The following is a 12,897-nucleotide window of genomic DNA, read 5'->3' as shown; positions in this document are numbered from 1 at the left end:
GGAAGGAGGATCCCGATGACACCACCCCGATCCGACGGCTTCGTCCGCATGCCCGACGCCGAATTCGAGGCGATCCTGACCCGGGCCGCAGAGGAAGGCGCGAAGCGCGCGCTCGCCGATGTCGGTCTCGACGGCGACGAGGCCGCGCTCGACATCCGCGATCTCCGCTCGCTCGTCGACTGCATCCGCCTGGTGCGCCGCACCGCCATGCAGACGGCCGTCCGCATGATCACAACCGGCGTCATGCTGGCGCTGCTCGCGGGCATCGCCATCAAGCTCAAGATCTTCGGCGGCAGCCCGTAGCCGCGCCCCATCCCCATTCATCAGTTCGCAATCACCCGCCCTCGAGGCGGGTTTTTTTTCGTTTCGGAGAACCCCATGACCACGACCTTCTACGACCACTGGCGCGACGTCCCCGTGAGCAGCTGGCGCTGGCCCAACTTCTCGCCAGCCGAGATCGCCTGCCGGGGCACTGGCAAGCTGCTGATCAACGAGCCCGCGCTCGACAAGCTGCAGGCGCTGCGCGACCGGCTGGGCAAGCCGCTGATCGTGCGTTCCGCCTATCGCAGCCCCGAGCACAACCGCGCCGTCGGCGGCGCCACGCGGTCGAAGCATCTCGACGGCGCCGCCTTCGATATCGCCATGGCGAACCACGACCCAGCGGCCTTCGAGGCGGCGGCGCGGGAGGTCGGATTCCTCGGCTTCTATCCGCGCTCGGGGTTCATCCATGTCGACGTCGGGCCCGCGCGCCAGTGGGGCGAGCGGTTCCCGGTCCGGGCGACGGCATTTGCAGCCGAGACGCCGCCCGCGCGCGAGGTGCTGGCTGACAGCCGCACCATGAGGGCGGCGGCGCAGCCGGTGTGGCGACGCTGGGTGCCGCCGGGGTCGAGGTGGCTCAGAGCGTCCTGGCGGAGACTCAGACCGCGATCCTGCCGCTCGTGCCGTATCTCGACACACTGCGCTGGGTGTTCATCGCGGTGGCGCTCGCCGGCATCGCGGTCACGATCTACGATCGGCTCGACGATTGGAAGAAGGGGCTGCGATGATCACCGCGCTCCTGACCGGGTTCGCCGCCCGCCCGTGCATGCGGGTAGCTCTGCGCTACGGCGCCATCGCGTTCGCCGTGCTCCTGTTCCTGCTTTCGCTTCGGCGCTCCGGGGGGCGAGCGGGACGCCTCGCCGAACGCCTTGAAACCATGGAGAAGGCCAATGACGTCCAACGTCGGATGCTGGAAGCGGCGGCTCGCCGTCCTCGTGATCACGACGATCTCGCTGACCGCCTGCGCGACGGTCGCTTCTGATTCCCGCGTCGCGACCGTCTGTCCGCCGGTTGTCGAGTATAGCCGCGACTTCCAGGCACGCGCAGCCGACGAGCTCGATCTGTTGCCGGAGAGGTCGGCAATAGCCGAAATACTCTCCGACTATAGCGTCATGTGCGTGATCAGGTGCGGGCGTGCTCTCAGTGATCTGAGAAACATAGTTATCTTGATGTTGACCCTGCTAAACCCTTAGCCCCGCCCATCTAACCATAAGACTACCGACCAGCATGCTCGCTCCAGTCGCGACAAGGAGGGGGCCGGCGAACTCGTCGGCTACAATGCCCGATGCCGCGGAAGCCGACAGCAGCATCAGGCTGAATTCTCCTCCGTGGCCCAGGATGATCCCAGTCCTCCATGCGGTCTGAAGCGACTCGCCGAATAGTCGGGCGACGACCAAAACGATCAGCGTCTTGCCCGCAAATATGATCGCGAGCCAGCTCAGCACGACTGGCCACGCATACGGGATAATCCAAAGTGGCAATTGCGTTCCGATGCCGACGAAGAAAATCCCGACAAACAAATCGCGGAAGGGCCGGATCTCGTTCTCGACGGCATGGCGCGCGTCACCCTCGCCGATGATCATGCCGGCCGCGAATGCGGCGAGTGCCGGAGAAAGACCGACGGAGGTCGCGACGATCGCAGACCCGAGCGCAATGGTGAGCGCGAGGAGTTGGGCGAGTTCCGGTTCGCCACGCGACGCGACCCAACGGGCAAGCACCTGCAGGGGGCCACGGGCAATGAACAGAGCTGCAACCAATGCCGTAGAACTGGCGATGACCGTTATCACGCCATGTCCCTCGGCGGCTCCGCTCATCGAATCGTGCAGAAGCAGGAATGCGACAGCTGCCAAGTCTTGAAACAGAAGCACTGCAATGGACAGACGTCCTTGGGCCGATCCCAGAGCGTTCGCGCTTGCGAGCACCTTGAGGCACATGGCCGTGGATGACATGGCAACGGCCCCGCCGATGAGGATTGCGGGGACGGGCGCGAGATCGAAGATCAGACTCGCTACCAACGATACCGTTATCGTCGTGACTGCAACCTGCGCGGCTCCAAGACCGAAGACATGCTTCCTGAGCGTTACGAGCTTCTCGAACGAGAATTCCAGGCCAAGAGCGAACAGCAGGAGTACCACTCCGATCTCGCCAATGCTGCTCAGGGCAGCGCTCTCAGCAATCAGGCCGAGGCCGGCAGGTCCGATGATTATGCCGGCAAGAATGTAACCGACGATACTGGGCACGCCGATCCGTGAACATATCGTCACGAGCACGAACGCGGCAAAGACCAACAAGGCCGCACTTTCAACAAATCCGGTCACGCCATGCATGTTCTTCTCCTTCTTCTCCTGATGGCATGGCGCAGGTAAGGCCAATACCTGTAAACTCTAGACGTGCGACCGCGCCCACTGCGCTATCTGCGCGGCAGGCATTACACCGCTCGTCCTCGCGATTTCCTTGCCGCCCCTGAACAAGATCATGGTGGGAATGCCGCGGATCCCGTAACGGTCGGTGATCTGCTGTTCGGCTTCGGTATCGAGCTTGCCGAGACGGAACTGGGGTTCGAGCGAACGCGCCGCAGCCTCGAACTGAGGTGCCATCATCTTGCATGGCCCGCACCATCCCGCCCAGAAATCGACGAGCAGGGGCAGATCGGCATCGGCGTGTCGGTCGAAACTGGCGGCGGTCAGTGTGACTGGCCGGCCCTCGAACAGGGCGGCGCCGCAGCGGCCGCAGCTGGGGTTATCCGTCAGTCGTTCCTGCGGAACGCGATTGACGGAACTGCATTTCGGGCAAGCAACGGTGGGCATTCTGTTCTCCCTTTGAGTGTCGTTTCGGAGGGGCAGGCAGGGCGGCGCCGTTCAGCGCGAGGTCGTGGCCCGCCGGGCCTCTCGGTGGCGGGGTTCGGGCAGGTATTCGACGCCGCCGCCCACACGGCGGACGGGCTGCGGATAGAGGGTCATCAGCTCGAGTATTTCCTCGGGCATGTCGGTCCGTACCGGCAGCCCCATCTCGCGCGCCTCTTCCGCAGAGATAGGGTAGTCGTGCGTCCAGGTGCCGGTGGCCAGCTGCGCCGCCAATGTCGCCGCCTTTTCCTCGTCCATCTTGTCTGTCAGGAGCCGTCGCGCTACGGTCTCGACTTGGGCGATCGCCTTTCGACCGACATCGGCCAAGACCAACGTCTGGTCGTCGATTTCCGTGATTGGCTTTTGCTCGACGACCCTGATGAGTGAAGCCGCGGGCATTTGGCCGAGTTGCGGATCGATCGGGCCCAGCACGGAGTGGTCGCACATCACGATCTCGTCTGCGGCCAGAGCGATCAGTGTTCCCCCCGACATGGCGTAGTGCGGCACGAAAACTGTGACCTTGCCCTTGTGTCCCTGGATGGCGCGAGCAATCTGCGTGGCAGCGAGGACCAGTCCGCCGGGGGTGTGCAGCACGATGTCGAGCGGCATTTCGGCGTCCGTCAGCTGGATCGCGCGCAGGACTTCCTCGGAGTCGTTAACGTCGATGTAGCGAACCAGGGGAAAACCTAGGAGGTTCATCGTCTCCTGCCGATGGATCATCAGGATCACCCGGCTTCCGCGCATCCTCTCGATTTGAGCGATCTTCCGAGTGCGCATCGCCTCCAGATACTTCCTCTGCAGTGCCGGCTGCAGTGCGGAGACGATGAAGAACAGCCAGAGCAGTTGCATCAAATCCATGGATTTCCTTTTCCTTTCCTTCGCCCATCCGGCAGGAAGCCGTATATTCCCTCGTCGCGGTAGTAGTTGCGATAGGTGACTGCAGGCCTGCGTAGAATCGGACTAGCGAGCCATCCTGAGACGAAGCCGCCGATATGCGCCCACCAGGCAACCCCGCCGGTGCCCGTATCTCCAAGCGACATCAGACCGGGGATGAGCTGCATGACGAACCAGATCATCGCGAACCCCAGCGCGCTGATCTCAAAGAACAACGGGATCACCAGAATCGGCACGATCACCACCAGCTGAGCCGCCGGAAACATCCGCGCATAGCACCCGATCACTCCCGCGATCGCGCCTGATGCTCCGAGGGCAGGCACGACCGAGTCGGGGTTGGCGAGGGCATGCGCCAGTCCGGCCGCCACACCACAGAACAGATAGAACAGTGCGAACCGCACCGGCCCTAGCCGGTCTTCGACCGCTGGGCCGAAGATCCAGAGCGTCCACATGTTGAGGATGAGATGAAGCCATCCCGCGTGCAGGAAGATGTTTGTCAGGAACGGCGTCCAATCGGACGGGGCGATGTGACGGAGCTGACCGAAGACGCGCGACGGCACCAGCGCGAAGTCGAACAGGAACCGGTTGAGCGCACGCGGCGGCAGGCCGCTCTGGTAGAGGAAAGCGAGAAGGCTGATCCCGACGACTGACCAGACGGCCACGGGGGGGTATCTGCGAGCAACGGTATCGGCCCATGGAAACATCTCATTTCCCCGAGCGCATGCAGCTGGCCGTCATCACGTCGTCTTTCTTGCAATTGTCACACCCGCCCACGCCGGAGGATCAGAGGCGGGGAAGGATTCGAGCGAGGCTTCGAGGACCGGATCGAAACTCTCCCTGTCGCTGGTAGACGGGTCGGCCGTGCTCTCATGCTGAACGCCTCTTGAGAGGCGGCGATCGGGGCGGAACGCGACCCGGAAGGCTCCCGGGGCATCGACGCCCCTGTGCAGCCGGTGGCGCGTCTCACCCGCCCAAGGGTTGGCCATCCGGGCTCCCCCAGCGTCCTCGCGCACGACATAATGCCAGTCCTGCCGCTCTGCGAAGTGCACGGCGCTGTCGCGATCCGGAAACTTCAGCCGAATCGGACGATAGGGATCGCCGGTGGACGTGTATCCCATCAGCGGCTCGATCTGCGGCGGCCGGGACGGCTCGAACTCGAGGACCCAGTAGTTGGGCCGAGGCGCCGATGTCATCGCGGAACGGGCAGGACGGTAGATGATTGCCGTCGGCACGTCCCAGGATGGCAGATCGGTTCCGGGAATTTTCGGCGGGAATGGTGGGCGATTATGGCCGCGCATATCAGTTCTCCCGGGTGTTGGTGGATACGAGAAGGTGACGTTCGAGATCGTCGAGTTTTTCCATTCGCCTCGAATTCAGGCGAACGGCGCGTTCGGTGTTCTGCGAAGGAAAGGCAGCAGCGTGCAGGACGTCCGACCGCATCGCTATCGTGAGATCGGCGACGGCATTCATCACGCCCTCTCCGTCCCCGTCCGAGAGCGTGCCGTCAGCAAAACCGGACTGCAATCTCTCCAGTACCTGCTCGAAGCTGGACACGACCCCTGCACTCGCGACTACAGCCAGCTTGTGGCTGAGAACACGCAGTTCATCGATCAGCTTGGCATCGTGCCTTGCGGTTTCCACGATCTCTGCGACCTTCTCGATGCAGGCCATGTAAATGTCGCATTGCTGCTGGAGGATGATGACCCTTCCTTCCTTGCGAAGCTCGAGATCGGTCTGGCGATTGAGAAGCGCCGCGGTCAGAATGATCGTCACGACAGCGCCGAGGAAGATGAGCGTCATCTCCTGCGCGAAAGGCAGTATGTCTTCGGCAAGATACATCGAACGAAAAACGAAAACGATGCCGATGCCCAAGGCAGCGGCCGCAGCAGCAAATGTCAAGTCAGGCAGGCGGTTCGACATCAGCACCTCGCATTTTCGGTGTCAGGTGGCATGCACGGCTTTGCATCGGCGTCCGGCGCCTCTGCGTCCCGGTGCCGCAGGAAGATTGGCGTCGGACCGCTGCCGAACGGATTGAAGCCGGTGCTCAGGCAACGGTCGAAGATTGTTTCGTCCCATCGGGTGAAATCGTGCTCCTCGCCGGCAAGTCGCCCGTCATCCACCACAGGGCACCTCACGCCTTTGCCGATGGGGGAGCGTTATCGAAGGCCGCACCGTCCGAACGATCCGCCTTGCGAAGCCGTAGCCCGAGGAGGATCATCATCACCCCGAAGACCGCGGCGTAGAAGCCGATCAGCCAGCCGAGCGCGAGGAAGCTTTCGACCGGGCGCGTCAGCAGCATCCAGGTCACGACGACACCGAGAACGACCGAGAGAAGGCCGCTCAGGATCAGCCAGATTTCGCCGTTGATTTCCTTTCGCAGGCGGATCGCTGCCGCGATCTCGAGGGCACCCGAGAACACGGACCAGAATGCGATGCTGGCCCAGAGGAATGTCGCAAGCACAAGCGTCGCGACAAAAGGCGAGACAACCACGACGACGCCCGTGGCGATGCCCAGAATGCCGCTGAACATCAGCCAGCCCCAGCGTTCGCCCTTGCGGATGTTACGTATCGCGGCGACGAGGCCGAACACGCCGTCGGCAAAGGCGAACGCGCCGAAGACCAGCGTGAGCGCCAGAAGCGCTTCCGCAGGCATGACGAAGGCTAGCACTGCGATGATCAATGCGAGCACGCCGCGTAACACGAATGCCCACCAATTCCGGGACAGGCTGCACAGCATGTCCTGCATCTTGTCGGTCGGGTTTTCAGAGGCTGTGGTCATTGGTCGATCTCCTATTCAGTTCCATGTCAGGTGTCGGAGCCGGCCTCCTCGCCGGTTAGGGCGGCGGCCACGCGGCGGCGATCCTCGATCGGCTGAGGCAGACGCTGCGTGTGAGCGATTTCCCGTTCGATGGGCGCGCGGCCTGATGGATCTCTGACCAACCCGGCTTCGGCAAGCCTCGCGCGTAGGGTCGCGCCCGCATTTTCTGCGATCTCGGCGACCACTGTCTCGGTCAGGCCGAAAAGGTCTGCCGTCTCCGCGATCGTAGCGCTGTCGAGGTGGAGCCGATAGAGAACGCGGCGTTCGACCGACGGAAGATCGGCGATTGCCCGGTGCAGCACCATGGCGATCTTATGCCGATCCGCTTGGCTCTCGGGGTCTGTGCCGCCGTCGTCGGCGAGGAGGTCCTCCAGCATCAGCACTTCGTCGGGCTGGTAGAACTCGAACATCGCCTGATCCGCCTCAGTGGGTTCCTCGGCCGGAGTCTCGGGTTTCGCGTCGATCGAGGCGGCGTCCTCCGGCACCGCGCGGCGCGCGGCGCGCGCCTCGGCCTCGATGCTCTCGAAAGCCAGTTTCAGCAGCCAGTCGCCTATGGAAAACTCGGTGGGCCGCTGCTCGAACCTTTCCAGTCCCTTGAGGATCGTCGCATCGACAAGATCGCGAACGCTGAGGTAACCCTCCGGCACAGATCCGCTGCATTCGAGATAGATCAACTCGCGCCTGACGGTGTCGTAGACCGTATCGAGATGATCCTCGATCAGGTCGAAGAAGAGTTGGCGCCGCTCCGCCTCCGCCGCATCCCGCGCGGGCGGCAGCGGGGCGCCGATCCGGCGCCGGCGGGCGGGACGCTTGTATTCAGGCTCGTGCTTGAGGCGCGCCACATGCCGATCGACCTGGTGGCGCAGGTCGGCAAAGGCCTTGCGCAGGACAGGCTCGATCTCGAACCCCTCTTCCTGCGCCGCGATCACGCCCGAGGGCAGTTGCAGGCGCAGGCTGACCTGGATGCGCGTTTTGCCCCTCGTCTGGGAGGCGACGACTTCGAGCCGGACGAGATCTTCGCTGAAGCGTACAAGATGAGGTTCAAGTTGCCGCACCTCTTCCTCGATGACCTCAGGCGCGCGCTGTTGCCCGTGCCGGTCAAGATTGCGAAATGCTCTGATGACTTTCATGCCGTGGATCCTTCCTGTAACCCTCCGACGAAATGAGCCGGCGCGACCGTCATCGCGCCGGCCAGTCCTTCACGACGTCACCCGGTAGACTTATCGCCCTTGGACTGCTCCTTATCCTTGGCGTCGACCGGGACATCGGGCGTCGGAGCGTCCGCCTTGTTTTCGGCAACTGCGCTGGACTCGCCGATCCCGGCTTGGGCCGGATCGTCCGGGCTGTCGTCACCGGTGTCCCTTGGGATCTTTTCGAACACGACCTTCTGTTCGTCCGCTGACCAGGCGACGCGGACCTTGTCGCCATCCTCGATCCGCCCCGAGAGCAGTTCGCGAGCCAACTCGGTCTCCAGCTCCGACCGGATCAGCCGGCGTAGCTCGCGGGCACCGAATTCGGGGCGGAAGCCGACCGCGCCGAAGTGATCCACGACGCTCACATCGAGTTCGAGTTCGACGCCCTGGGTAAGGGCGGTCCGCTTCACCCGGTTGAGCTGCAACTCGACGATCTGGCGGATCTCCGACTGATTCAGCGAATGAAAGACGATGATCTCGTCGATCCGGTTGATGAACTCTGGCCGGAAATGACCGCGCAATACCTCCATCAGTTCGGATTTCTGCTTGGCCTCGTCGAACTCCCTGCTGCCGCGTTTCGTGAGGTTGCGCTGGATGATGTCCGAACCGAGGTTCGAGGTGGCGATGATGATGGTGTTAGTGAAGTCCACCACGCGGCCCTTGCCATCTGTCAGGCGGCCATCGTCGAACACCTGAAGCAGGATGTTGTAGACATCGGGATGCGCCTTTTCGATCTCGTCGAGGAGCACGACCGAGTAGGGCCGACGGCGCACCTTCTCCGTCAGCTGCCCGCCTTCGTCGTATCCGACGTAGCCCGGAGGTGCGCCAACCAACCGGGCAACCGAGTGGCGCTCGCCATACTCCGACATGTCGATACGGATCAGCGCATCCTGGTCGCCGAAGATCACCTCCGCGAGCGTCTTGGCCAGTTCCGTCTTGCCAACCCCGGTCGGCCCGAGGAACAGGAAGGTCGCGGTCGGACCGGAACCTTCGCGCAGACCCGCTCGCGCCAGGCGCACCGCATCGGCCACGGCGCGGATCGCTTCTTCCTGGCCGATGACGCGCTCGTGCAGCTTCTCCTCGAGCTTGAGGAGCTTGTCCTTCTCCTCGGTGGTCAGGTCCGTGACCGGAACGCCGGTGATCTTGGAGACGATCTGCGCGACGTGATCGGCGCGCACCTCGGCGGTCGCCGAAGCCTGATCGCGCTTCCAGATCTCCAGAAGCTCGTCCAGCTCCTTCTGCTTCTGCTCCAGCTCCTTCTTCAGTTCTGCTGCTCGGTCGAATTGCTTGCGGGCTGCGGCATAGTCCTGTTCGCGCTTGATCTGCGCGACCTCGGCTTCGAGTTCCTGCACGTCCACGGGCCGCGCAGTGGCCGAGATCTTCACCCGCGCCGCGGCCTGGTCGATCAGGTCGATCGCCTTGTCGGGCATGAAGCGACCGGTGATATAGCGATCCGAAAGCTCCGCGGCGGCGATGATCGCCTCGTCGGTGATCGTCACCTTGTGGTGGCTTTCGAGCGTGTCGCGCAGCCCGCGCAGAATCATGATGGTCTGTGCGACCGTGGGCTCGTCCACATAAACCGGCTGGAACCGTCGCTCGAGCGCCGCGTCCTTCTCGATGTATTTCTGGTACTCGTTGAGCGTCGTCGCGCCGATCAGGTTCAGCTCGCCCCGCGCCAGCGCCGGCTTGAAGGTGTTGGCGATGTCGAGACCACCTTCGCCACCGCCCTGGCCGGCGCCGACGATGGTGTGCATCTCGTCGATGAACAGGATCAGGCTGTCCTTCTCCTCGGTGATCTCCTTGAGGATCTTCTGGACTCGCTCCTCGAACTCGCCGCGATACTTCGACCCGGCCACCATCGAGTTGATGTTGAGCTCGACCAGCCGCTTGTCGCGCAGCGCCTCGGGCACTTCGCCCGCGACGATCCGTTGTGCAAGTCCCTCGACGATGGCGGTCTTGCCCACGCCGGGCTCGCCGATCAGCACCGGGTTGTTCTTTTTCCGGCGGGCCAGCACTTCGATCGTCGTCTCGATCTCGCGGGCGCGGCCGATGACGGGATCGAGCTTGCCCTCGCGGGCGAGCTTCGTCAGGTCACGGCTGAACTGGTCGAGATCGGGGGTGTTCGACGGAGTCTCGACGCGGCCTTCCTCGGCTCCCTTGCCGACCACCTTCGTCACCTGCTGACGCAGCGCCTGCGGCGTCAACCCCAGCTTGCGCAGCATCGCCGCGGCCAGGCCTTCACCTTCCTCGGCAAGTCCGATCAGAAGGTGCTCGGGACCGACATAGGAATGGCCGAGTTCGTTCGAGGCGATGAAGGCCCGGTTCAGCGCGTCCTTCAGGCGAGGGCTTACGCCGATTTCGCCTTCCGTCTTGGCGTCTCCACGCTTCGCTTCCCTCTCGATCTGGCGGCGCAGATCGTCCACATCGACCTTGAACTGTTCCAGGATCGTCTTGACGACGTCAGACGAGGTCAATGCCAGAAGCAGATGTTCGGTATCGACCTCGCTGCGCCCGAATTCCCCGGCCTTCTGTGCTGCATCCTGCAGCAGCTTGTTGCCCTGTTCGCTCAGCCGATCGGCGATGGTGCGTCCGCCGCCGCGCCGCGATCCGCGGCGCGGCGTTTCCTCCCCGAAGGTGGCATCCACGACGTCGTCCTCACCCGCGCCCGTGGCGCCCAGTGCACCACCCCGCAGCGGGCTGTCGCTGAACAGGCTGCCGAACCCGCTATCGCCGAAGAATTCGTCAAAAAGGGAATGTCGTCCGAACAGGGACTCCAGCGGCGATGCGCTGCGGCCCGACCGGCGCACCATTTCGCGGTAGTGCTGATCGCACAGCTCCATGTTCTGAACTTTGCCGTTCACCGAGGCGCGCACGCGCGCCGTCGCCGGGCGACCGCAAATATCGCAAGCTCCGTTTGCCATTCGTCTTCTCCGTTTCTTTATCCAGTCAGGGTTGTCCGCCGATCATCTGCGCCAGTGACAGTGTTACGCAGCGACCGCTTCCGTTCTTTTCACCTTGGACCCAATTGCCACAAGATAGGACTCGTCCAGTGTCTCTCGTTGCAGGAGATCCTGCGCCGATTGCTCGAGCAGCGCCCGGTTGGCTTCGAGAAGCGAGAGGGTGCGCTTGAACACGCCATCCACGATGTCGCGCACCTTCGAGTCCATCCGCTCGGCAGTGGCCTCGCTGTAGCGGCGGTTCAGCCACGACGACTGGTCGCCGGTGCCGAGAAAGCCTGGCCGATCGGTGTCGTAGCTGACATGCCCGAGGTCTTCGTCCATCCCGTACCGCGCGACCATGGCGCGGGCGATATCGGTCGCCTTGACCAGATCGTCGGCCGCCCCGGTCGAGACATGATTGTAGATGATCTTCTCGGCCGCGCGCCCGCCAAGCAGGACTGCGATCTTGTTCTCCAGCTCCTCCCGCGTCATCAGGAAGCGGTCCTCGGTCGGGCGCTGGATAGTGTAGCCGAGCGCGCCAATTCCGCGCGGGATGATCGAGACCTTGTGCACCGGGTCCACCCCCGGCAGAGCCATCGCCACAAGCGCGTGCCCCATCTCGTGGTGCGCCACGATCTCGCGCTCGCGCGGGTTCAGAACGCGGTTCTTCTTTTCCAACCCCGCGATGATGCGCTCCACGGCATTGTTGAAGTCGTCCATCGTCACCGCATCGGCCTTGCGGCGCGTGGCGAGCAATGCTGCCTCGTTGACGAGATTGGCAAGATCGGCGCCCGAGAAGCCGGGCGTGAGCGCTGCGACCTTCTCGGCATCGACGTCCGGGGCGAGCTTCACCTTTTTCATGTGAACGCCAAGAATCTGCACACGTCCCTTCTTATCCGGCCGATCCACCAACACCTGCCGGTCAAAGCGTCCGGCCCGCAACAGCGCCGGATCGAGAATCTCCGGGCGATTCGTGGCCGCAAGCAGCACGATGCCGACTGATGGGTCGAAGCCGTCGAGCTCGGTCAGAAGCTGGTTCAGCGTCTGCTCACGCTCATCGTGGCCGCCAGCGACCTGGCCGGAGGAGCGCGCCCGCCCGAGAGCGTCGAGTTCGTCGATGAAGATAATCGCCGGCGCGGATTTCCGAGCCTGCTCGAAGAGATCGCGCACCCGCGCGGCACCGACGCCCACGAACATCTCGACGAACTCTGATCCCGAGATCGAAAAGAAGGTCACGCCGGCCTCACCCGCCACCGCGCGCGCCAGCAGCGTCTTGCCGGTGCCCGGCGGCCCAACGAGCAATATGCCTTTGGGGATATGTGCGCCCAGCTTTCCGTATTCGGCCGGGTTCTTGAGGAACTCCACGACCTCCTCGAGCTCGGCCTTGGCCTCGTCCACACCGGCCACGTCGGCGAAGCTGACGCCGGTTTCTTTTTCCATGTAAACCTTGGCCTTGCTGCGGCCGACCTGCATGAACCCGCCGAAGCCCTGCTTGTCGGCGAACTTGCGGAACAGCAGCATCCAGATTCCGAAGAAGATAAGCGCTGGCGCCACCCAGGAAATCAGCGTGCCGAGAAAAGTGTTTTGCGGAACGCCAGTGATCTCGATACCTGACCGGTCTATCCGTTCCAGGATTGCGGGATTCACTACGGTCGTCACGAACTGCTTCTTGCCGTCGACCGGTTCGGCGAAGGTGCCTGTGATAGTGTCTGACCCGACCGCGACAGAGGAAATTTTCCCGTCAGCGAGATACTTCTCGAACTGGCTGTAGCTGATCGGTGCGACGGATTGCCAGCCGGCGATCAGGTTCTGGATGAAAAGCACGGCTATGAAAGCCACCACCCAGTACCAGATGTTGTATTCGGTCTTCCTTTCCATGCCGCTTGTCCCTT

At 63.3% G+C, this 12,897-nt stretch carries 13 protein-coding genes and 1 pseudogene; 4 read left to right on the top strand and 10 right to left on the bottom strand.

The annotated features are described in order from the left end of the window. Positions 1-15 precede the first annotated feature (15 nt). The 4 genes and pseudogenes from ABWW28_RS22090 (at position 16) to ABWW28_RS22075 (ending at position 1,300) form a co-directional block, all read left to right on the top strand. Positions 16-303, top strand: a complete 288-nt coding sequence (locus ABWW28_RS22090; RefSeq protein ID WP_068282935.1) for a DUF6127 family protein — start codon at positions 16-18, stop codon at positions 301-303. 75 nt (positions 304-378) lie between these two features. Beyond that, positions 379-696, top strand: a pseudogene (locus ABWW28_RS22085) (D-Ala-D-Ala carboxypeptidase family metallohydrolase); the annotation flags it as partial. A gap of 164 nt (positions 697-860) precedes the next feature. Further along, entirely contained in the window at positions 861-1,046 is a 186-nt protein-coding gene (locus ABWW28_RS22080) for a hypothetical protein (RefSeq protein ID WP_353392209.1), read from the top strand. Then, positions 1,043-1,300, top strand: coding sequence for a hypothetical protein (locus ABWW28_RS22075; protein WP_123194503.1), 258 nt, complete (start codon positions 1,043-1,045; stop codon positions 1,298-1,300). Before ABWW28_RS22080 ends, ABWW28_RS22075 begins: the two co-directional genes overlap by 4 nt. 199 nt (positions 1,301-1,499) lie before the next feature. Here ABWW28_RS22075 and ABWW28_RS22070 read toward each other — a convergent pair whose 3' ends face one another. The 10 genes from ABWW28_RS22070 to ftsH form a co-directional block, all read right to left on the bottom strand. After that, complete coding sequence (locus tag ABWW28_RS22070; protein WP_285294796.1) at positions 1,500-2,645, bottom strand: cation:proton antiporter; 1,146 nt, start codon at positions 2,643-2,645, stop codon at positions 1,500-1,502. 57 nt (positions 2,646-2,702) lie between these two features. After that, a complete protein-coding gene (gene trxC / locus ABWW28_RS22065) occupies positions 2,703-3,125 on the bottom strand; it encodes a thioredoxin TrxC (protein WP_285294798.1) in 423 nt (140 codons plus the stop codon). Positions 3,126-3,176: 51 nt separating this feature from the next. Further along, positions 3,177-4,019 carry an SDH family Clp fold serine proteinase gene (locus ABWW28_RS22060; protein ID WP_353392162.1) on the bottom strand — a complete coding sequence of 281 codons (843 nt, stop codon included), beginning with the start codon at positions 4,017-4,019 and terminating at the stop codon, positions 3,177-3,179. Further along, positions 4,010-4,717 (bottom strand): rhomboid family intramembrane serine protease, encoded by a 708-nt coding sequence (locus ABWW28_RS22055; protein ID WP_285294802.1) that lies wholly within the window; start codon positions 4,715-4,717, stop codon positions 4,010-4,012. The genes ABWW28_RS22060 and ABWW28_RS22055 overlap by 10 nt, the downstream gene beginning before the upstream one ends. A 75-nt stretch (positions 4,718-4,792) precedes the next feature. Further along, complete coding sequence (locus tag ABWW28_RS22050; protein WP_353392158.1) at positions 4,793-5,353, bottom strand: NADH dehydrogenase ubiquinone Fe-S protein 4; 561 nt, start codon at positions 5,351-5,353, stop codon at positions 4,793-4,795. Between the two features lies 1 nt (position 5,354). Continuing rightward, positions 5,355-5,975, bottom strand: a complete 621-nt coding sequence (locus tag ABWW28_RS22045; RefSeq protein WP_353392156.1) for a hypothetical protein — start codon at positions 5,973-5,975, stop codon at positions 5,355-5,357. Between the two features lie 211 nt (positions 5,976-6,186). After that, on the bottom strand, positions 6,187-6,834 hold the full coding sequence (locus tag ABWW28_RS22040) for an HdeD family acid-resistance protein (RefSeq protein ID WP_092156202.1): 648 nt from the start codon (positions 6,832-6,834) through the stop codon (positions 6,187-6,189). Positions 6,835-6,860: 26 nt separating this feature from the next. Continuing rightward, positions 6,861-8,003 carry a sigma-70 family RNA polymerase sigma factor gene (locus ABWW28_RS22035; RefSeq protein WP_353392154.1) on the bottom strand — a complete coding sequence of 381 codons (1,143 nt, stop codon included), beginning with the start codon at positions 8,001-8,003 and terminating at the stop codon, positions 6,861-6,863. A 77-nt stretch (positions 8,004-8,080) separates the two neighbouring features. Further along, positions 8,081-10,987, bottom strand: coding sequence for an ATP-dependent Clp protease ATP-binding subunit (locus tag ABWW28_RS22030; protein ID WP_353392152.1), 2,907 nt, complete (start codon positions 10,985-10,987; stop codon positions 8,081-8,083). A 63-nt stretch (positions 10,988-11,050) separates the two neighbouring features. Beyond that, positions 11,051-12,883: an ATP-dependent zinc metalloprotease FtsH gene (ftsH, locus tag ABWW28_RS22025; RefSeq protein ID WP_353392149.1), complete on the bottom strand. Its 1,833-nt coding sequence runs from the start codon at positions 12,881-12,883 to the stop codon at positions 11,051-11,053. Positions 12,884-12,897: the final 14 nt, after the last annotated feature.

The sequence above is a fragment of the Brucella sp. NBRC 14130 genome (assembly GCF_040371715.1).
GTDB lineage: Bacteria > Pseudomonadota > Alphaproteobacteria > Rhizobiales > Rhizobiaceae > Brucella > Brucella intermedia.
The sequence above is the reverse complement of the archived record's forward strand: the minus strand, read 5'-3'. Positions and strand labels throughout refer to the sequence as shown.